This is a genomic window from Vibrio diazotrophicus (assembly GCF_038452265.1).
In the GTDB taxonomy this organism is placed as follows: domain Bacteria; phylum Pseudomonadota; class Gammaproteobacteria; order Enterobacterales; family Vibrionaceae; genus Vibrio; species Vibrio diazotrophicus.
In genome coordinates this window covers 2363838-2384052 of sequence record NZ_CP151842.1, presented here as the reverse complement: position 1 = coordinate 2384052, position 20215 = coordinate 2363838, and the positions used below count along the sequence as shown (strand labels likewise).

Annotated in this window: 24 protein-coding genes; 21 read left to right on the top strand and 3 right to left on the bottom strand. The window is 44.4% G+C overall.

What is annotated here, in order from left to right; all coding sequences use genetic code 11:
* The first annotated feature begins 5 nt into the window (after positions 1 to 5).
* From AAGA51_RS10895 to AAGA51_RS10800, 20 genes are all read left to right on the top strand, one after another.
* The gene (locus AAGA51_RS10895) at positions 6 to 893 is read left to right on the top strand and encodes a MinD/ParA family protein (protein WP_042483851.1); all 888 of its coding nucleotides are present in this window, start codon (positions 6 to 8) and stop codon (positions 891 to 893) included.
* Positions 886 to 1620 (top strand): RNA polymerase sigma factor FliA, encoded by a 735-nt coding sequence (locus AAGA51_RS10890; protein ID WP_042483847.1) that lies wholly within the window; start codon positions 886 to 888, stop codon positions 1618 to 1620. Before AAGA51_RS10895 ends, AAGA51_RS10890 begins: the two co-directional genes overlap by 8 nt.
* A 45-nt stretch (positions 1621 to 1665) precedes the next feature.
* Positions 1666 to 2034: a chemotaxis response regulator CheY gene (gene cheY, locus AAGA51_RS10885; protein WP_042483844.1), complete on the top strand. Its 369-nt coding sequence runs from the start codon at positions 1666 to 1668 to the stop codon at positions 2032 to 2034.
* Positions 2035 to 2091: 57 nt separating this feature from the next.
* The gene (locus tag AAGA51_RS10880) at positions 2092 to 2817 is read left to right on the top strand and encodes a protein phosphatase CheZ (protein ID WP_042483840.1); all 726 of its coding nucleotides are present in this window, start codon (positions 2092 to 2094) and stop codon (positions 2815 to 2817) included.
* Positions 2818 to 2826: 9 nt separating this feature from the next.
* The gene (locus tag AAGA51_RS10875; RefSeq protein WP_042483836.1) at positions 2827 to 5064 is read left to right on the top strand and encodes a chemotaxis protein CheA; all 2238 of its coding nucleotides are present in this window, start codon (positions 2827 to 2829) and stop codon (positions 5062 to 5064) included.
* Positions 5065 to 5090: 26 nt separating this feature from the next.
* On the top strand, positions 5091 to 6227 hold the full coding sequence (locus AAGA51_RS10870; RefSeq protein WP_042483834.1) for a protein-glutamate methylesterase/protein-glutamine glutaminase: 1137 nt from the start codon (positions 5091 to 5093) through the stop codon (positions 6225 to 6227).
* 9 nt (positions 6228 to 6236) lie between these two features.
* A complete protein-coding gene (locus AAGA51_RS10865) occupies positions 6237 to 7016 on the top strand; it encodes a ParA family protein (RefSeq protein WP_042483832.1) in 780 nt (259 codons plus the stop codon).
* Positions 7006 to 8001: a chemotaxis protein CheW gene (locus tag AAGA51_RS10860; RefSeq protein ID WP_042483829.1), complete on the top strand. Its 996-nt coding sequence runs from the start codon at positions 7006 to 7008 to the stop codon at positions 7999 to 8001. The genes AAGA51_RS10865 and AAGA51_RS10860 overlap by 11 nt, the downstream gene beginning before the upstream one ends.
* Before the next feature lie 50 nt (positions 8002 to 8051).
* Positions 8052 to 8546, top strand: coding sequence for a chemotaxis protein CheW (locus tag AAGA51_RS10855; RefSeq protein ID WP_042483825.1), 495 nt, complete (start codon positions 8052 to 8054; stop codon positions 8544 to 8546).
* Complete coding sequence (locus AAGA51_RS10850; protein WP_042483822.1) at positions 8546 to 9052, top strand: DUF2802 domain-containing protein; 507 nt, start codon at positions 8546 to 8548, stop codon at positions 9050 to 9052. The genes AAGA51_RS10855 and AAGA51_RS10850 overlap by 1 nt, the downstream gene beginning before the upstream one ends.
* A 210-nt stretch (positions 9053 to 9262) precedes the next feature.
* Positions 9263 to 9883: a cytochrome c biogenesis heme-transporting ATPase CcmA gene (gene ccmA, locus AAGA51_RS10845; RefSeq protein ID WP_042483819.1), complete on the top strand. Its 621-nt coding sequence runs from the start codon at positions 9263 to 9265 to the stop codon at positions 9881 to 9883.
* Entirely contained in the window at positions 9883 to 10551 is a 669-nt protein-coding gene (gene ccmB / locus AAGA51_RS10840) for a heme exporter protein CcmB (RefSeq protein WP_042483816.1), read from the top strand. The genes ccmA and ccmB overlap by 1 nt, the downstream gene beginning before the upstream one ends.
* 89 nt (positions 10552 to 10640) lie before the next feature.
* On the top strand, positions 10641 to 11387 hold the full coding sequence (locus tag AAGA51_RS10835; protein ID WP_042483813.1) for a heme ABC transporter permease: 747 nt from the start codon (positions 10641 to 10643) through the stop codon (positions 11385 to 11387).
* A 2-nt stretch (positions 11388 to 11389) separates the two neighbouring features.
* Positions 11390 to 11596 carry a heme exporter protein CcmD gene (gene ccmD, locus AAGA51_RS10830; RefSeq protein ID WP_042483811.1) on the top strand — a complete coding sequence of 69 codons (207 nt, stop codon included), beginning with the start codon at positions 11390 to 11392 and terminating at the stop codon, positions 11594 to 11596.
* A complete protein-coding gene (gene ccmE / locus AAGA51_RS10825) occupies positions 11593 to 12075 on the top strand; it encodes a cytochrome c maturation protein CcmE (protein WP_042483810.1) in 483 nt (160 codons plus the stop codon). The genes ccmD and ccmE overlap by 4 nt, the downstream gene beginning before the upstream one ends.
* The gene (locus AAGA51_RS10820) at positions 12072 to 14027 is read left to right on the top strand and encodes a heme lyase CcmF/NrfE family subunit (protein WP_042483808.1); all 1956 of its coding nucleotides are present in this window, start codon (positions 12072 to 12074) and stop codon (positions 14025 to 14027) included. The genes ccmE and AAGA51_RS10820 overlap by 4 nt, the downstream gene beginning before the upstream one ends.
* The gene (locus AAGA51_RS10815; protein ID WP_042483806.1) at positions 14028 to 14582 is read left to right on the top strand and encodes a DsbE family thiol:disulfide interchange protein; all 555 of its coding nucleotides are present in this window, start codon (positions 14028 to 14030) and stop codon (positions 14580 to 14582) included. It abuts the gene before it with no gap.
* On the top strand, positions 14579 to 15055 hold the full coding sequence (locus AAGA51_RS10810) for a cytochrome c-type biogenesis protein (protein ID WP_042483802.1): 477 nt from the start codon (positions 14579 to 14581) through the stop codon (positions 15053 to 15055). The genes AAGA51_RS10815 and AAGA51_RS10810 overlap by 4 nt, the downstream gene beginning before the upstream one ends.
* Positions 15055 to 16272, top strand: a complete 1218-nt coding sequence (ccmI, locus tag AAGA51_RS10805; protein WP_042483799.1) for a c-type cytochrome biogenesis protein CcmI — start codon at positions 15055 to 15057, stop codon at positions 16270 to 16272. The genes AAGA51_RS10810 and ccmI overlap by 1 nt, the downstream gene beginning before the upstream one ends.
* A 76-nt stretch (positions 16273 to 16348) precedes the next feature.
* Positions 16349 to 17107 carry an MlaA family lipoprotein gene (locus AAGA51_RS10800; protein ID WP_042483795.1) on the top strand — a complete coding sequence of 253 codons (759 nt, stop codon included), beginning with the start codon at positions 16349 to 16351 and terminating at the stop codon, positions 17105 to 17107.
* 21 nt (positions 17108 to 17128) lie between these two features.
* Here AAGA51_RS10800 and AAGA51_RS10795 read toward each other — a convergent pair whose 3' ends face one another.
* The 3 genes from AAGA51_RS10795 to sodB form a co-directional block, all read right to left on the bottom strand.
* Positions 17129 to 17797 carry an SDR family oxidoreductase gene (locus tag AAGA51_RS10795; protein WP_042483790.1) on the bottom strand — a complete coding sequence of 223 codons (669 nt, stop codon included), beginning with the start codon at positions 17795 to 17797 and terminating at the stop codon, positions 17129 to 17131.
* Positions 17798 to 17996: 199 nt separating this feature from the next.
* Positions 17997 to 18500: a VC2046/SO_2500 family protein gene (locus AAGA51_RS10790; protein ID WP_042483787.1), complete on the bottom strand. Its 504-nt coding sequence runs from the start codon at positions 18498 to 18500 to the stop codon at positions 17997 to 17999.
* A 140-nt stretch (positions 18501 to 18640) separates the two neighbouring features.
* Entirely contained in the window at positions 18641 to 19225 is a 585-nt protein-coding gene (gene sodB, locus AAGA51_RS10785) for a superoxide dismutase [Fe] (protein ID WP_042483784.1), read from the bottom strand.
* 624 nt (positions 19226 to 19849) lie between these two features.
* On the opposite strand from sodB, the gene AAGA51_RS10780 reads away from it, so the two are divergent.
* Positions 19850 to 20185 (top strand): Grx4 family monothiol glutaredoxin, encoded by a 336-nt coding sequence (locus tag AAGA51_RS10780; RefSeq protein WP_042483781.1) that lies wholly within the window; start codon positions 19850 to 19852, stop codon positions 20183 to 20185.
* Positions 20186 to 20215 lie beyond the last annotated feature (30 nt).

Here is a 20215-nt window from a genome sequence, read left to right as displayed (position 1 = left end):
CAGATATGACGAATAAAATGATATATGACCAAGCAAGCGGCTTACGTCGCTTATCTCAGCCATCGCTAACCAAAGTCATTACAGTGACAGGTGGTAAAGGTGGTGTGGGCAAATCAAACGTAACCTTAGGCATGGCTATTTGTATGGCCCGCGAAGGTAAAAAAGTCATGGTTCTGGATGCAGACCTCGGCCTAGCCAATATCGATGTTATGCTCGGTATTCGTCCAAAGCGTAACCTAGGACACGTGCTAGCTGGCGAGTGTGAGCTAAAAGATGCTATAACTGAAGGACCGCACGGAATTCAGATCATACCGGCGACTTCTGGTACGCAGTCCATGACAGAACTGTCACATGCACAACATGTAGGCTTAATTCGAGCGTTTGGTACGCTGGAAGATGAGATGGACGTGCTTTTAGTCGATACAGCAGCCGGTATTTCTGATATGGTTGTCAGCTTTGCTCGTGCAGCACAAGATGTTGTGGTTGTTGTGTGTGATGAGCCGACTTCAATCACAGATGCATATGCGTTGATCAAACTTTTAAGCAGAGAACATCAAGTTCGACGATTTAAGATTGTTGCAAACATGGTGAGAAGTTATCGTGAAGGTAGGGAATTATTTGCTAAATTGACATTAGTCACAGAACGCTTCTTGAATGTCAGCCTTGAACTCGTAGCATGTATTCCTCTGGACGATAATGTTCGTCAGGCAGTGAAAAGACAGCGCAACGTAGTTGATGCTTTTCCGCGTTCACCCGCATCTTTAGCGATTAGCTCATTGGCGAATAAAGCAACCACGTGGCCAATACCGAAAACACCAAGTGGTCATTTAGAATTTTTTGTTGAGCGGCTACTTAATCGATCAGAAACAGTAGAGGAACCATTTGGTGAATAAAGCGCTTACCTACAATCAATATGGAGCTTTGAACAGCCAGCAGCTGTTTATCGAGCAATATTCTGTATTGGTTAAGCGTATTGCACATCACTTGATTGGACGCCTACCGCCCAACGTTTTGATTGACGACTTAATCCAAGCCGGGATGATTGGTCTGCTTGAAGCTCAAAAGAATTACGACGGGAGTAAAGGCGCTAGCTTTGAAACCTACGCAGGAATTCGAATTCGTGGAGCTATGCTCGATGATATTCGACGCGGTGACTGGGTACCGCGCTCGGTTCACAGACATAACCGAGAAATTAGCCAGGCGATCTCTGAATTAGAAGGAATACTAAATCGAGATCCCAGCGATGCCGAAGTCGCAAAGCACTTAAATATGCCGCTTGACCAGTATCATACGGTATTAAGCGATATTAATTGCTCGCGAATTGTCGGTATTGAAGACTTGGGTGTTTCGGACGATGCTATTTCCCCACTGGATGATGATGAGGACAACTCGCCATTCCAAGGTGTTGCTGATGAATCGTTCCGTAAAGCATTGGTTGAGTCAATAAAATCACTTCCGGAGCGTGAAGCCTTAGTACTTTCGCTCTATTATGATGAAGAGTTAAACTTGAAAGAAATTGGTGAAGTCATTGGTGTGAGTGAGTCCCGTGTAAGCCAAATACTAAGCCAATCTATGCAACGTCTAAGAACAAAGTTAAGTTCTTGGACACAAAATGACTAAATATCACTGATTTCGAACTCAGTGGAGGCAATTTTGAATAAAAACATGAAGATCCTTATTGTTGATGACTTTTCAACAATGCGCCGTATTGTAAAGAATCTACTTCGTGATTTGGGCTTCAATAACACACAAGAAGCAGACGATGGTTTGACGGCATTGCCAATGCTCAAGAAGGGTGAGTTTGACTTTGTAGTCACAGACTGGAATATGCCTGGTATGCAAGGTATCGATCTGTTGAAGCATATTCGTTCAGACGATCAACTGAAGCATCTTCCTGTTTTGATGATTACAGCGGAAGCAAAACGTGAGCAGATTATCGAAGCCGCTCAAGCTGGCGTTAATGGTTATATTGTGAAGCCGTTTACAGCCGCTACCCTTAAAGAAAAATTAGAAAAAATATTCGAACGTCTATAAACACTTTTGCTAGGACGAAGGTGCTCTATTCATTACGCGTGTAAGGGCTATATCAGAATGATTTCATTAGAACAAGCCAGAGAACTCGTTGAATTGCTAGAGAATGGATTGCAAGACGAAGCGAATCTATTTCTAAAGCGAGTCTTTGAATCTGAACGTAACCCGATGTTTAAAGAGATCGGGGAACTGACCCGAGATCTGCATGATTCACTTAAGCAGTTTCAAATTGATGATCGAATTACAGAAATTGCTAAGGATGAAATTCCTGATGCACGGACTCGGTTAACTTACGTAATAGAAAAAACGGAAGTCGCGGCAAACAAGACCATGGATGCTGTTGATCGTTGTATGCCTATTGCTGACAGTTTACATGAAACATTACTGCTCGTTCGTCCTCAGTGGAACGAACTTATGCGTGGTCAGATAGAACTCAGTGAATTCAAAGCATTATGTCATCGTGTTGATGACCTATTGTCGCAAGTTGAAGGTGACAGCAGTGAGTTGCGTGGTCAGCTTACTGAAATACTGATGGCGCAAGACTTCCAAGATTTGACCGGTCAAATCATCCGCCGTGTGATTACTTTGGTTAACGAAGTAGAACAACGTTTGGTCGATATTTTGACGGCGTTTGGTAAAGAACAATCAGAACAACAGAAACAAATAGTTAGCGAGAAAAAAGCATCTACTCAAGCTGAAGGACCAATTTTAAATCCTCATGAGAGAGAAGATGCAGTCGCATCTCAAGACGAAGTAGACGATTTATTGTCGAGTCTTGGTTTTTAGGGGTAACGTATGAGCTACGATTTAGACGAAGACATTCTTCAAGACTTTTTGGTTGAAGCAGGTGAAATCCTCGAATTGCTTTCTGAGCAATTAGTCGAGTTAGAAAATGACCCTGAGAACAAAGATTTGTTAAACGCAATCTTCCGCGGCTTCCACACAGTAAAAGGTGGTGCAGGCTTTTTGTCTCTAACAGAGCTGGTTGAAACCTGCCACGGCGCGGAAAACGTGTTCGACATTTTACGTAATGGCCAACGCAGTGTTACCCCAAGCCTTATGGATACAATGCTTCGTTCACTCGATACGGTGAATGAACAGTTCCGTGCGGTTCAGGATGGTGAACCGTTGACACCTGCAGATCCCGCACTTCTTGATGAGCTGCATAACTTGTGCAAGCCTGAATCTGAAGATGCTCCTGCAGCAGAAGAACCTGTTGTTGAAGACGTTGTTGTTGAAGAACCAGTGATCGAAGCTCCGGTTCAAAGTCAGCCAGAAGAAACCAAATTGTCGGCTGATTCTATCGACGAAATTACTCAAGACGAATTTGAAAAACTATTGGATGAGTTGCATGGCAAGGGCAAGAGCCCGGGCGTTGCGGCTAAATCTGAAGCAGCCCCAGTGCAGCCAAGCGCGGCGACTAACTCGGACTTAAGCGGTGATATCACCGATGATGAGTTCGAAAAGTTACTTGATGAACTTCATGGCAAGGGTAAGAGTCCAACTGCCAGCGGCGTGCCACAAAAGCCTGCTGAACCTGTTGCTCCAAGTAAGCCCGCGCAATCAGCTGCTTCAAGCGCAACAGGCGCTGACGGCGACTTAATGACCGATGAGGAGTTCGAAAAACTTCTCGATGAACTACACGGTTCAGGTAAGGGCCCTTCAATTGAAGAGTTGGATATGGCAACGCGCCCAGCCGCAGCGAATACTCAACCGGCAGCGGCAAAAGCTGCTGCTCCAGCTCCAAAAGCGGTAGCGCCTAAAGTGGCAGCGGCAGAAAAACCAGCAGTACCTGCGGTGAAACAGCCTGAAGAAAAACGAGAAGTTGCCACAGCTAAGAAAACACAGAACCAAGCGGAAGCGACGGTACGTGTAGATACTTCAACTCTAGATGTCATTATGAACATGGTTGGTGAGTTAGTGTTGGTACGTAACCGTCTATTAAGCCTTGGCTTAAATAGCAACGACGAAGAGATGTCTAAAGCGGTTGCAAACCTTGATGTTGTTACTGCTGACTTGCAAGGCGCAGTGATGAAAACGCGCATGCAGCCGATCAAGAAAGTTTTTGGCCGTTTCCCTCGAGTGGTTCGAGATTTGGCGCGTAGCTTAAATAAAGACATTGTGCTTGAAATGCGTGGTGAAGAGACCGACCTCGACAAAAACTTGGTTGAAGCGCTAGCGGATCCATTGATTCACTTGGTTCGTAACTCGGTTGACCACGGTATTGAAATGCCGGACGAGCGTGCGAAGACTGGTAAATCTCGTACGGGTAAAGTGATTCTTTCAGCTTCACAAGAAGGCGACCATATTGAATTGGCTATCGTTGATGATGGCGCAGGTATGGACCCTCATAAACTACGTTCTATCGCAGTTAAGCGTGGAATGATGGATGAAGATGCAGCCTCTCGCCTGACTGATAAAGAGTGTTTTAACCTTATCTTCATGCCGGGCTTCTCTAGTAAAGAAAAGATCTCTGATATTTCAGGTCGTGGTGTAGGGATGGACGTTGTAAAAACGGCTATTAATACCCTAAACGGTTCAATCGATATCGATTCGGAACTGGGTAAAGGCACTAAGATCACGATTAAAGTACCGCTTACACTCGCAATCCTACCAACTCTTATGGTTGGTGTTGCTGGTCATCCATTTGCATTGCCATTGGCAAGCGTGAACGAAATTTTCCACTTAGATTTAGGTAGAACCAACGTTGTTGATGGACAGTTAACTATCATTGTACGTGATAAGTCTATTCCACTTTTCTACCTTCAAAACTGGTTAGCTCCTCAGGCGGGTAAAGTACAAGCGCGTCAAGGTCATGGACACGTTGTTATTGTTCAGCTAGGTAGTCAACGTGTTGGTTTCGTTGTTGATACTTTAATTGGTCAAGAAGAAGTGGTTATCAAACCACTGGATAAACTACTGCAAGGTACTCCGGGTATGGCTGGCGCGACAATTACCAGTGACGGGCACATTGCTTTGATTCTTGATGTTCCAGATCTGCTTAAACGTTATGCAGCTGCTTCTCGAGTTTAAGTAAGAGTATAAATTTAAGGAAAACTATGGCGATTAAAGTATTAGTTGTAGATGACTCAAGTTTTTTCCGACGCAGAGTAAGCGAGATCATAAACGCTGAACCACGCCTTGAAGTCATCGATGTCGCAACTAACGGTAAAGAAGCGGTTGAAAAAGCCGAACGTCTAAAGCCAGATGTGATTACCATGGATATTGAGATGCCAGTGATGGACGGTATTACAGCCGTCCGTCAAATCATGGCATCAAATCCGACACCGATTTTGATGTTTTCTTCGTTAACACAAGAAGGCGCTAAAGCAACATTAGATGCGTTAGACGCAGGTGCTTTAGATTTCTTACCGAAGAAGTTTGAAGATATTGCGCGAAATCGTGATGAAGCGGTAAGTTTGTTACAACAGCGCGTGATTCAAATTGCAGCCAAAAAGAGCTTCATGCGCCGACCAATTGGCGGTACAACGCGCTCTGCAACATCTTCAGCGTCATCAACAACCAGCCCATTTGGGCGAGCACAAGCGAACACGACAGCGTCGGCTGCTCCTGCGGCAAGACCTTCGTCTCCGATGGCTCGTTTCAAAGCTTCTGGTAAAAACTATCAGTTAACCGCTATTGGAACCTCTACTGGCGGCCCCGTTGCGTTGCAAAAAATTCTGACTAAACTGCCAGCCAATTATCCTCATCCTATTGTTCTGATTCAGCATATGCCTGCTACGTTTACCGCAGCATTTGCTAGCCGTTTGAATTCACTTTGCAAAATTGAAGTGAAGGAAGCTGAAGATGGTGATCCATTACGTCCGGGTGTTGCGTATCTGGCTCCTGGTGGTAAGCAAATGATGCTGGAAGGCCGTCCGGGCGCTGCAAAAATCCGTATACTGGATGGTGGTGAACGCATGAACTATAAGCCTTGCGTGGATGTCACTTTTGGTTCAGCAGCAAAAGTTTACAACGACAAAGTGTTGTCGATGATTCTGACTGGTATGGGTGCAGACGGACGCGAAGGTTCTCGAATGCTGAAATCTGCGGGTTCAACCATTTGGGCTCAAGATGAAGCAAGTTGCGTGGTGTATGGTATGCCACAAGCTGTCGCGAAATCAGGTATTTCATCTGAAGATCTGCCACTAGACCGCATTGCAGAAAGAATGCTGGTTGAAGTAGGTCTTGCATAAGGATATTTAATGATTGTTTGGAGCGTTGCAAACCAAAAAGGTGGCGTAGGTAAAACCACAACAACGATTACGTTAGCCGGTTTGTTAAGTAAACAAGGAAAACGCGTCTTGCTGGTGGATACTGACCCACACGCATCGTTAACGACTTATCTGGGTTACGATTCAGATAGCGTTCCAACCAGCTTGTTCGATCTGTTTCAATTAAAAGAGTATAACGAACAAAGCGTTAAACCTCTGATATTGAAAACAGACGTTGAAGGTATCGACCTTATTCCTGCACATATGTCTCTGGCGACTTTAGACCGTGTAATGGGTAACCGTAGCGGAATGGGGTTAATCCTTAAGCGCGCCTTAATGGCTTTGCGTCAACGTTACGATTATGTGCTGATTGACTGTCCGCCAATTTTGGGCGTGATGATGGTCAACGCATTGGCAGCAAGTGATCGAATTCTTATTCCAGTACAAACTGAATTTTTGGCAATGAAAGGGCTAGAGCGCATGGTTCGTACTCTGGCAATTATGCAGAAGTCACGTAGCCGCGAGTTCAAAGTGACGATCGTACCAACCATGTACGACAAACGCACTCGTGCTTCTTTGCAAACCTTGACCCAGCTTAAGAAAGATTACCCAGATCAGGTGTGGTCTTCAGCAGTACCTATTGATACAAAATTTAGAGATGCGAGTTTGAAGCGCTTACCTGCATCCCATTTCGCCGACGGTAGTCGCGGCGTATTTGCTTATAAACAGTTGCTATTGTATTTGGAGAGGCTTGCTATTAATGAGCAGTAGCCATTCACTATCAAGTGAACAAGCATTAGATGATTATTTTACGGCTCTTCTAGAAGAAGAGTTGATAGAAGAGCAGCCTGTTGAAAAGGAGCCAGAACTGGCTCCTATGGTTCAATCTGTCCCAGAAAAAAGTTATTTGGATGATTCTCTGGATGGTTTACAAGAACTAGAGATGCCGAATCTGGAAGATGTCCAGCGTCTGTTAAGCCAGATGGAAGCAAGTAATCCAGTGGCTGAACTCGAACTTGAACAGGTGATGGAGCAGAACACGCTCGATATTCAGGTTGCGACACAGCCTGTTGTACAAGAGCCGGATATTCAAGAACCTATTGTTGAAGAGATTCAAGAGTGGGATGTAGCAACCGACATCACAGAAGTTGAACTTGAAGCTAAAGTTGAAACACCTGAGGTCGAAGTAACAGAAAGCGAAATTGCAGACATTGAACCTGAAATTGTGGTTGAAGAGCAGGTCGCTGTTGAACTACAAACTCAATCAGGTTCTGCGGATATCGGCCATTGGGAAACTCCAATCCGTGAGCAGAACTTTCAGGTTCTATACTTTGATGTAAATGGTGTGACATTTGCGGTTCCGTTAGATGAACTGGGTGGTATCCATCGTAAGGCTGAGCTTAATCATCTGATCGGTCGCCCCGCTTGGTACTTAGGTTTACAAACCAACCGCGATTCTCAACTTGATGTTGTTGATACGGCAAAGTGGGTCATGGCGGAAAAGCTACGTGATGACAGCTACAAAGAAGCGTACCAATATATCGTTATGTTGGGTGAGAGCATGTGGGGTCTGGCGTGTTCTCAACTGTTGGGGACAGAAACGCTAAGCAGTGAAAAAATTCGCTGGCGAGAGCAGGTCGGTAAACGTCCGTGGCTTGCTGGTATGGTTAAAGAAAAAATGTGTGCTTTGATCCATGTTGAAGCATTGATAGCTATGCTTAATGCAGGGCTTGATGTAAAAGCATTAGATAAATAGCTCTGGATAAAATAATATTTTTGTCGGTAACGACTTAGAGAGGAAAAGGTATGTCTCAAGCTAACGAAGTCGAAGTTAGAAAAGAACACTCGAAGGATGAAGTACTTCAGTGGGTGACGTTCCAACTAGAAGAAGAAACCTATGGCATCAACGTAATGCAAGTGCGTGAGGTACTTCGTTACACTGAAATCGCCCCTGTACCGGGTGCGCCGGACTATGTTCTAGGTATCATTAACTTACGTGGTAACGTAGTAACGGTTATCGACACTCGTTCTCGCTTTGGTTTGATGCCTGGTGAAACCAGTGATAATACTCGTATCATAGTGATCGAATCTGAGCGTCAAGTAATTGGTATCCTAGTGGATAGCGTTGCTGAGGTTGTATACCTACGTTCTTCTGAAATTGATACCACTCCAAGTGTTGGTACTGATGAAAGCTCTAAGTTCATCCAAGGCGTAAGCAACCGTGACGGTAAACTTCTGATCTTGGTTGACCTAAATAAACTGCTTTCAGACGAAGAATGGGATGAAATGGCTCATCTATAATGAATGAGTTGATGTCTTATGCATCTCCGTTTTTAGCGGGTGGTGCTGTACTGATAATCTTACTGATTGGTTTGGTGTGGGTTAGCCTACGCCGAGCCTTGATTCGTCAGGGGGACTATTTCAGGCAGCAACTTCGAAATGCTGATAAAGAACAGCAGAAAGTTAGCAAACAATTGCTAGAAGTTCGCTCAGTTGTTGTTGGCCTTGGAAAAACAGTCAACGATCAGCAAGATATGATCAAGCACCTAAACGACAGATTGAAAGAGCTGGAAAACGCTGATACTGACGCACGTCTGTACAGTCGGGCGAGCAAAATGGTCAAACTCGGCGCAGATCTCGACGAACTGATCGAAGAGTGTGAATTGCCGAAAGCTGAAGCTGAACTGATGATGTCTTTGCAGAAAAAACTGCAAGGGAAAGAGGCGATTCCGCCATTGACGAGTCATCCAGAAGGCAAAGCACGCGCAGTACCCAATCGGCCTCCAGTACGAAAACAATCTCGTTAGAAACATCCATTAAGCCTAAAAGGAAGCCAATCGCTTCCTTTTTTGTTTTTCGAGATCTTCATTTGTAACTATAAAGTGGTAAAAGAAAAAACAAATCGCTAAAAATTAACAGATTCTTACTTAGTTTCGTGATTCGTAATACCCTTCTTCTATTTTGTCTAAACGGTGGTGTGTTAATATAGCAGCCCCTAATTTGTTATATAGAAGCTCATGCTGGACGTTAACAATCTCACTGCAATTCGCGATGAAAAGGTGCTATTCGAGCATTTATCATTCAATATCGACGCGGGCGAACTCGTCCAGATTGAAGGCCGAAATGGCACAGGTAAAACGACTTTGTTGCGTATTATCACAGGCCTTGCTGACCGCGACGAAGGTGAGATTTACTGGAACAAAGTTAATATCGAAGAAGACAGAGACAGCTATCATACGGATTTACTGTTTTTGGGACATCAAACCGGTATTAAGCGTGAGTTAACCGCTTATGAGAATTTGCATTTTTACCAATCTGTTCACTCAGCAAAAAATAACAAAGAAGATATCTATCAAGCATTAGTGCAGGTTGGACTTGTAGGGCGTGAAGACGTACCAGTGGCTAAGTTGTCCGCTGGACAACAGCGACGCGTAGCTTTAGCAAGATTGTGGCTGAGCGAACAGAAGCTGTGGATTCTGGATGAACCCTTGACCGCTATCGACAAACAAGGTGTGAAAGTATTGGAAGCTCTGTTTTTAAAACATGCGGAAAATGGTGGCATTGTTATTTTAACCACACACCAAGATATGTTCGCTGACCATGACAAGTTACGCAAAATCAAGCTAGGAGACGCCTAATGTTTTCAACTATGGCGATGATCATTCAGCGTGAACTCCTAATCGCATTCCGACGCCAAGCCGATATTTTTAACCCGCTGTGGTTTTTTATCATCGTTATTACATTGTTCCCGCTCAGCATTGGTCCAGAGCCGGGGCTGCTCTCTCGGATTGCTCCGGGCATTGTTTGGGTTGCCGCACTCCTGTCTGCTTTGCTCTCTTTAGAGCGTTTGTTCCGTGATGATTTTCAAGACGGGGCCCTTGAGCAGATGATGATTATGCCAGTACCTCTTTCTGTGGTTGCTTTGTCAAAAGTGATCGCTCATTGGTTACTTACTGGCGTGCCTCTGATATTAATAAGCCCATTATTAGCTATTCTGTTGTCGCTGAATTTTGACACTTGGCTTGGTGTGGTCGCGACCCTGTTGCTTGGTACACCAACACTCAGTTTTATTGGCGCTATCGGCGTAGCATTAACGGTTGGTCTGCAAAAAGGCGGCGTACTGCTCAGCCTTGTAGTCTTGCCTTTGTATATACCCATTTTAATTTTCGCCACATCAGCGATAGATGCTGCTTCTTTGGGAATGGCCTACAACGGCCAGTTGGCCATCTTAGCGGCAATGCTGGTTGGAGCGATGACGTTAACACCGTTTGCGATCAGTGCTGCGTTACGAGTAAGTGTTAACTAACTTAAGAACGACTTTTTTATTTAGCCCAAATTTACACAAAAAACTTAACACGAATAAGTTAAGTATTAGAAGCAAAGTGAGGACAAACAATGTGGAAATGGCTCCATCCCTACGCTAAGCCAGAATCTGCGTACCAGTTATGCGGGAAGTTTTTCCCGTGGTTCACTGTTTTAGCTTTTGGCTGTTTGACGGTTGGTACAGTTTGGGGGCTTGCATTTGCTCCGTCGGACTACCAGCAAGGTGATAGTTTCAGGCTTATCTATATTCATGTGCCTTCAGCCATTTGGTCTATGGGTGCTTACATGTCTATGGCAATTGCTGCGTTTATCGGCATCGTCTGGCAGGTAAGATTATCCAATATGGCCGCATTAGCCATGGCTCCTATCGGTGCGGTTTACACTTTTATCGCACTTATCACTGGTGCTGTTTGGGGAAAACCCATGTGGGGAGCTTGGTGGGTTTGGGATGCTCGCCTAACTTCAGAATTAATTCTGCTTTTCCTTTATCTTGGCGTTATTGCTCTCTACCACGCATTTGATGATCAAAAAACCGCTGCGAAAGCGGCAGGTATTTTGGCAATTGTCGGTGTGATTAACCTGCCAATCATTCACTTCTCTGTGGAATGGTGGAACACGTTACATCAAGGTGCAACGATCACTAAGTTTGAGAAGCCTTCTATCTCTGCCAATATGTTGTGGCCGTTGTTACTGAATATTTTTGGCTTTGCTTTTTTCTTTGCTGCGTTGACACTTGCACGATTAAAAAACGAAATTATCAGTAAAGAGAGTCACCGCCCGTGGGTTATCCAGCTAGCTCAAGCAGAGAAAGGAGAGTAACCATGCATTTTGAAACTTGGTCAGATTTTTTCGCGATGGGCGGCTACGCCAGCTACGTTTGGGGTGGTTTCGGCATTACCTATTTATCGATGGCCGTTTTATGGTTTTTGAGTATTAATCGTAGTAAGGCGCTCATGAAAGAAGTCAGAAATAAAATTAAGCGTCAAGAGCGTATCGAAGCGGCTAAACATATGGAGAACACACTGTGAACCCAAGACGTAAAAAGAGGCTCGGTATTGTCCTCGCTATTCTCATTGGTTTAGGCACGACAACAGGTTTGATTCTCTATGCATTAAGCCAAAATATGGACCTGTTCTATACGCCGACAGAATTAGTTAACGGTAAAGATGGCAAAAAGCCAGAGGTTGGTCAGCGTTTACGTATTGGCGGTATGGTCACTGTGGGGTCCGTTAAACGCGATCCTAACTCTCTCAAAGTCAGCTTTTTATTACATGATGTTGGTCCATCGGTCACTGTGGTTTACGAAGGCATTCTTCCCGATCTCTTCCGTGAAGGGCAGGGCATTGTTGCTCAAGGTGTATTAGTGGATGCGACGACAGTTGAAGCTTTTGAAGTACTGGCTAAGCATGATGAAGAATACATGCCTCCTGAAATTGCAGAAGCGATGGAAAAGAACCATGCTCCGCTGACTTACACACCGGAACAAAAACAAGGAAGTGATCAATGATTGCAGAAATAGGTCACTTTGCCCTGATTATTTCGTTGGGCTTAGCCGTCTTGCTAAGCCTATTGCCTCTGGTTGGTGCTTCAAGAAATAACGCATTATTAATGAACTCAGCCCGTCCTCTGGCATGGGGGATGTTCTCATTTTTGTTATTGTCATTCGGCATTTTGCTTTGGGCATTCTATACCAATGATTTCACGGTTAAATATGTCGCAAGTAACTCTAATAGCTTGCTCCCATGGTATTACCGTTTAACGGCGGTTTGGGGAGCGCACGAAGGTTCGCTTCTGTTATGGGTGTTAATTCAAGCCGCTTGGACTGTTGCGGTTGCAAGTTTTAGCCGTGGTATGCCGCAAGAATCTGTGGCGCGTGTACTTGCTGTTATGGGGATGATCTCGGTAGGTTTCCTACTGTTTATCATTGTTACCTCTAACCCGTTCTTACGCACATTGCCTTATTTCCCTATCGACGGTCGTGATTTGAACCCATTGCTGCAAGACCCGGGGCTAATCATTCACCCACCGATGTTATACATGGGGTATGTGGGCTTTTCTGTTGCCTTCTCTTTTGCGATTGCATCACTGATGACAGGACGTCTTGATACCGCTTGGGCTCGTTGGTCTCGACCTTGGACAACAGCGGCGTGGTTATTTTTGACGCTGGGTATCGTTCTTGGCTCATGGTGGGCATATTACGAACTTGGCTGGGGCGGCTGGTGGTTCTGGGATCCAGTAGAAAACGCTTCATTTATGCCTTGGCTAGCGGGTACCGCATTAATTCACTCGCTTGCTGTTACGGAAAAACGTGGCACGTTTAAGGCTTGGACGGTTCTGCTTGCGATTTCTGCATTCTCACTAAGTCTACTGGGTACATTCCTTGTGCGTTCGGGCATTCTGGTTTCTGTGCATGCATTCGCCTCTGATCCTGCTCGCGGTATGTTCATTTTAGCTTTCTTAGTATTTGTTATCGGCGGATCTTTACTGCTGTTCGCAGTAAAAGGTGCATCGGTACGAGCGCGAGGAAATTATGAGTTGGTATCGCGTGAAAACGCGCTTTTAGCAAATAACGTACTACTGATTACCGCTTTGGTTGTGGTTCTGATTGGTACTCTGTTACCGCTGGTTCACAAGCAGTTAGGTCTTGGCTCTGTTTCGATTGGTGCGCCATTCTTTAATAGTTTGTTCAGCTGGTTGATGGTGCCATTCGCTTTATTACTCGGTATTGGTCCACTGGTTCGCTGGAAGCGAGATAACCTCTCTGTTTTAGCTAAACCTATGGCTATTTCAGCTGTTGGGTCTTTGGCTCTGGCGGCTGCTTGTGTATTCGCAACGGCAGAGTCATTTACAGGTTTGGCTTTCATGGGCTGGGTAATGGCGTGGTGGATTATCTTATTGCATGGCTATGAGATTCACCAACGAGCCACTCACCGTCATAGCTTTATGGTTGGTGTGAAACAGGTCCATCGTAGCCATTGGTCAATGGTACTTGGTCACATTGGTTTAGCAATTTCGATTATTGGTATTGCTATGGTGCAAAATTACAGCATCGAGCGTGATGTGCGTTTGGCACCGGGTGAGCACTTCCAACTGAACGAATACGATTTCTATTTCAAAGGCTTACTAGACCGTGATGGCCCTAACTATGATGGCTATGTCGCTCAGTTCGAAGTCACAAAGAATGGTCAGTACGTCAATACATTGAATGCTGAAAAGCGTTTCTACAATACGGCTAAGTCTATGATGACTGAAGCTGCGATTGACCGTGGAATCACTCGCGACCTTTATATCGCAATGGGCGAGCGTCTTGATAACAGCGATGCATGGGCAGTACGCCTGTATTACAAGCCGTTTGTACGTTGGATTTGGGCTGGCGGTTTATTGATGGCTATCGGCGGCATTCTCGCAATCAGTGATAAACGTTACCGTTTCAGAAAAACAGCAGTGAAGGAGGCTTAAATGAACAAGAAGATATTATTTATCCCTCTGGTTGTTTTTCTTGGTTTGGTCGCGGTTTTTACCACGCAGCTGGTCAGAAATGCTGGTGGTGACGACCCAACCAAGTTGGAATCGGTTCTTGTGGGTAAAGAAGTGCCTGAATTTCGCTTAGAAGACTTAGCGGAACCCGGCAAGCTTTATGATCAGGCGATATTTCGTGGCGAGCCACTGTTGCTCAACGTCTGGGCGACTTGGTGCCCAACTTGTTATGCCGAGCATCAGTACTTAAATGAGCTTTCAAAGCAAGATGTGAAAATCATTGGTTTGAACTACAAAGACCAACGTGATAAAGCCGTTCAATGGTTGAACGAATTAGGTAACCCATACCTTATCAGCCTGTTCGATGGCAACGGTATGCTGGGATTGGATCTTGGTGTTTACGGCGCGCCAGAGACGTTTCTGATTGATGCTAATGGTGTTATTCGTTATCGCCATGTCGGTGATGTTAATCCGACTAACTGGAAACAAACACTGGCTCCGATTTATGAGCAACTGCTGCTGGAGGCGAAGAAATGAGAGTTAAGTTATTCGCTTTAATCGCTGCAGCTCTGTTGTCTTTTTCGGTCATTGCTGCGATTGATGTTTACGATTTCGATACACCAGAGCAGGAAGCACAGTTTCATGAATTGAGTAACACTCTGCGGTGCCCTAAGTGCCAGAACAACTCTATTGCTGATTCTAACGCTGCGTTAGCTCAGGACTTGCGTCAAAAAGTCTATGAGATGACCAAGCAGGGTAAATCCAGAAGTGAGATCGTCGATTACATGATTGCCCGTTATGGCAACTTCGTGACTTACAATCCACCGTTAACGCTATCAACCGCTATTTTGTGGGTGGCTCCGCTGTCTGTATTAGTGGTTGGTTTTGTTGTTATTGTTTTGCGTACCAAGCGCCGTAAAGCCAGTGCTGAAGCCGGAGAGTGGGACGAAAACAAAGAGCAACGTTTAAAAGCCTTATTGGAAGAAGATAAAGACGGAGATAAGCAGTAATGACTTTATTTTGGGTGTTAACGCTAATTCTTGTCGCGATTGCGTGTGTCTTTGTCGCTATTCCAATGCTTAAACCAAAAGCGAATAATGATGCAGCGTTGCGCGATGATCTCAATAAAGCTTTTTATAAAGATCGACTTGCCGAATTAGCTGTTGAAACGGATGAAGGCTTAGTTGAAGACCAACAAGAGCTGGTCGCGGATCTTAAACAATCGCTGTTGGACGATATTCCAAATGACCAGAACAAGACCGAAGAACGGACTCTATCAACGTCTATGGTACTTGTTCCTTCGCTTATTCTTGTGGTGGCGTTGAGTTACGGTTTGTACGCCGTTTTTGGTAATTACCAGAAAGTGCAGCATTGGCAAGATATTAGCCAGAGCCTTCCAGAGCTATCGAAAAAACTGATGAACCCTCAAGGGGTTGAGCTGACCGATAAAGAGATGGAAGACTTAACCTTAGCTTTAAGAACTCGACTTCATTACGAACCGCAAGATTCGACAGGTTGGTTACTACTGGGGCGCATCGGATTGGCGAATCGTGATATGGAAACCGCGATTGGTGCGATGAAAAAAGCCTATGCAATCGAACCACAAGATGGCGATATTAAGTTAGGTTATGCGCAAGCTTTGATGCTCTCGAATGATCAGGTTGATCAGCAAAGTGCCCGCACACTGCTGAATAAAATGTTGAAAGCTGACTACGTCGATTTACGTGTCTATTCGTTGCTGGCATTTGATGCGTTTGAGCGTCAGGATTATCCAACTGCGATTGAACACTGGCAGTCTATGCAACAAATGATTGGTCCGGATGATGGTCGCTACGAGATGTTGTCTCGCAGCATCGCCAGTGCGAAAGCTAAAATGGAACCTGCGGTGCTGGATGAGCATGCGGTGTCAGTTTCAATTTCATTAGGCAGTGAAGTCGTACTTCCGAATCAAGGTGTTGTGATTGTCTCTGTGCATTCAGCAGATGGTGCGCCAATGCCGATTGCCGCAGCGAGATATCCGCTCGGTAACTTCCCATTCACGGTTATAATGGATGACTCGAACAGCATGATGCAGGGACGTAGGTTGTCTGATTTACAGCAACTAATCGTTCGCGTTCGAATCGATTCTGACGGTAATGTGGCTACGCGAGACGGAGATTGGTTTGGCGAAAGCCAAGTCGTTGAGCTGGGAAGCGAGGTAAAGGTTGAAATCAATAAGCAGTTTTAATACTGTACCTTTATAAAAAAGCCAAAGGCCAATGTTTTCATTGGCCTTCTGTCGATTGGTTAAGGAAATAATAATAATGATCAGCCGATTAACAAGGATTGTCTTACTGAGCTTGATGGTTGTCATCACCGGGTGTAGTTCTGTTCCTGAAGAGCAAAGCGCGTCAGATCCGCAAGTTAATGATCCTTTTGAAGGATTCAACCGGTCAATGTGGGCATTTAACTATGATTACCTAGACCCTTATTTCGTGCGTCCCATTTCTCTTACTTATGTGGAATACACGCCAGACCCAGTTCGTCACGGTATCGCTAACTTTCTTTCGAATCTCGATGAACCGTCGAGCATGATCAATAACTTATTGATGGGAAATGGTAAGAAAGCGATCGATCATTTCAACCGCTTCTGGATTAACTCAACTTTTGGCCTGCTTGGTTTGATTGATATTGCTTCTGAAGCTGGTATTACAAAGCATGGTGAAAAGGCCTTTAGTGATGCGATTGGTCATCATGGTGTGGGTAAAGGGCCTTATGTTATGGTTCCGGGCTACGGGCCTGTTGTGGTTCGCGAAGCCGGCGATGTCGTTGATAGCTTCTATGCTCCACTTTCCTACTTAAATATCTGGGCATCGGTAGGTAAATGGGCTCTAGAAGGTATGGAAACCCGCGCTGCTTTAGTAAATCAGGAAGCACTATTAGAGGATTCTCCTGATTCTTACTCTTTCACTCGAGCTGCCTATCTACAACGCAGAGATTTCACTGCCGAAGTGGAAACATCAACGGAAGTCGATAACAGTGAAGAAGATTACCTTGATTCCTATATGGAAGAAGGTTTTTAACCGTCTGTATATCCCTGCTAGTTAAGCTGACATTACTCGTCCGCTGAAATACTCATTCGCGACAATGTATTCTGTGTTGCGAATGAGCTCATCCTGAATTTCTGCCCAATGACTTCTATGTTTACTGGCTGAAGGCATGGGCACAACACCTCCCACTCGAATATTGAAGGGAACGAGTTCTTTCGCCCAGCTTTGTGTAAACCCTGACACCATACAACTCGCATTCTCTATGCCGGAAAAGTCGCGGCTGTCATTCAATGAAATGACATTCACAATAACTCCTTTGATGTGATGTTGGCGCATTCGTTCAGTACAAGCCTGACCAAATGAAAAAAGTGAGGAAGCCATTAACGCCAGTCTTTGAATAAAGAGTTCTGTCGGTTTTTCATCTACTAAAGAAGGCATAGGTGATGAAGGCCAGTTGTTGATCAGTACATCGGGTACAGTGTGGTAACTTGATTCAATACTGTCGAGCATTCTATTGAGACTCTCTTGCGAATAGTCTCTAAGGTGATAGCAATCAACGTGATTTGAGAGTTCTTTACAACGACCGAAGGTTTCATATAAGCCTTGTTTATCGGTATCACATAAAATCACGGTCGCACCTAAACAAGTAAAATGCGTTGCGAGGGTACTACCTAGCTGTGAGCTTGCTGAAGTTATTAAAACAATGGCGCTTTTAATTTCCATAGTGCGCACCTTCTGTTTGGTTTTTTAATTATTTCGATTAACTTTTGAACAGTAAGAATGGGTGAAGGATGTGACACTTTGTGTGAATGAACTCAAAGAAAAGGTTTAGTTTCTATTATCAGTGATCATTTTGAGCAGTGTTTCACACTCTAAAGCAATGAGCTGAGAATGTTCGCACTAAATCAGCGCATACAGCGATCTAGGTCTGTGCTCTCAACTGATCATGGCGATAAGCGGTTGTCAGCTTATTGTACAAATCGAATGGCAGTGTCTTTGGCGGTGATTTTACTGCTAGATGACGCCTTTCATGTCCGGAAAGGTTGAGATAAACATCTTCCGGTAGATCTTGCGTATCTTCGGGCAGATAAGTCAGTACTTCAGGGGTGAGGTAATGACAGAGTTTGGCACTTGCGAGCCCTCCATGATGGAAGTGTTCTGCTTGCTTCGCGGATATTGCATAGGAGCTTTGATCGTTCCTTAGCGGTTGCGGTGTAGCCAGCTCGAAACGTTCGCGCAAGAGTTCGTCAGTCGTCTGAGGTTGTTCTATATGCTCAACAGGTGTGTTGTCACGAACATCATTGGAGAACAGAGCAACAAGTAAAGAAAAGTCGGCTCGTCGTCCTTGATGGACGGCGTGACAAATCCCTGAACCTATGTTCAGTTCATTGATGATTCCCGCTTTATCTAAAGTATGTACTTGCATTTTGCTCTCCGCTTGATGCACTTATAACGGCAACGGACGCAAAATCTTTAGATATAAACTTCACTAAAAAACAAAAAAAGCCTGCAAATCTGCAGGCTTAGCATCGTTTGTTTTTTAATCGCTTGAGCAGCGACTAGAAATTATTTAGCTAGGTTAGCAGCTACGAATTCCCAGTTAACTAGAGCCCAGAAACCGTTCATGTAGTCTGGACGTAGGTTACGGTAATCGATGTAGTACGCGTGTTCCCATAGGTCAACAGTTAGAAGTGGAGTTACACCTTCTTCTGTGATTGGAGTTGCAGCGTTAGAAGTGTTAACGATAGCTAGAGAACCGTCAGCTTTTTTCACTAACCAAGTCCAAGAAGAACCGAAGTTGTTGATTGCTGAATCAGTGAATTTTGCTTTGAATTCTTCGAAAGAACCGAATGCAGCATTGATTGCTTCAGCAACTGCACCTGTTGGTTCGCCACCCGCGTTTGGCGCTAGACAGTGCCAGTAGAAAGTGTGGTTCCAAACTTGTGCTGCGTTGTTGAAAACACCGCCAGTAGAAGTTTTGATGATCTCTTCTAGAGTTTTGCCTTCGAATTCAGTTCCTGGTACTAGGCCGTTAAGCTTAACAACGTAAGTGTTGTGGTGCTTACCGTAGTGGTACTCAAGAGTTTCTGCAGAGATATGTGGTTCTAGTGCGTCTTTTGCGTAAGGAAGAGCTGGTAGTTCAAATGCCATTGCTCGATTCTCCATATAGGTGAAGAGAGAGAACTCTCTCGATTGCTTCCAATTTCGTTTTTTGTTTTCGTCGGTACGACTGACTGTATACCCAAGTAATCTCAAGATACTGGACTCAGAGCTTCATCAACGAGTTCAGATCAAGAAAAATAACTGTAGAAATGGTCATCCCCTTTCAAAGTTATTTGCCGCCGATATGGGCTCGTTGATGAGCTCCCAAAGGGCGAGTTTTATTCGCTTTTATCCTACGTTACTGATTTTCAACGTAGAATGACTATGTTTTCAAATCAGTGCCTTGTTTAAAAGCGAATAAATTCTCGCTGAACAAGCATCTTGAGGTTACTTGGGTATATGTATTTTAGCAACTTTTTACTTTATTAAAACCCCAATTCATAATAAAAGTGTTTTATATCAGAACAACAAGTACTAAGGCGTTTTAAACGCAAATGGGTATCCGTGAGAGTTGGTTAAGCTTAGTCCACCAAAATAGTAGGCTAAGCTTTTAATAATTTCGAATGATATGGAGAGGATGAAGTTTAAAGTCCATACTGATAATGTGCTTTTTATTCTCATTTAATGATTTAGAATGTGGGACATCAAAGACGACCCCATTAAGAGGAAGCAATGGAAACCATCGACAAGATCAAACAGCAAATTGAAGAAAACGCGATCCTTCTTTACATGAAAGGCTCACCTAAGCTGCCAAGCTGTGGTTTCTCTTCTCAAGCTGCACAAGCACTAATGGCTTGTGGTGAAAAATTTGCGTATGTAGATATCCTACAAAACCCAGACATTCGTGCTGAACTACCTGTTTATGCTCAATGGCCAACATTCCCACAACTTTGGATTGAAGGTGAATTGATCGGCGGTTGTGACATCATTTTGGAAATGTTCCAAAAAGGTGAGCTTCAATCTCTAATTAAAGAAGCAGCAGCTCGTTCTGCAAGCAACGAAGAGTAATACTGTTTAAATTTACAGTTTTTCTTGATT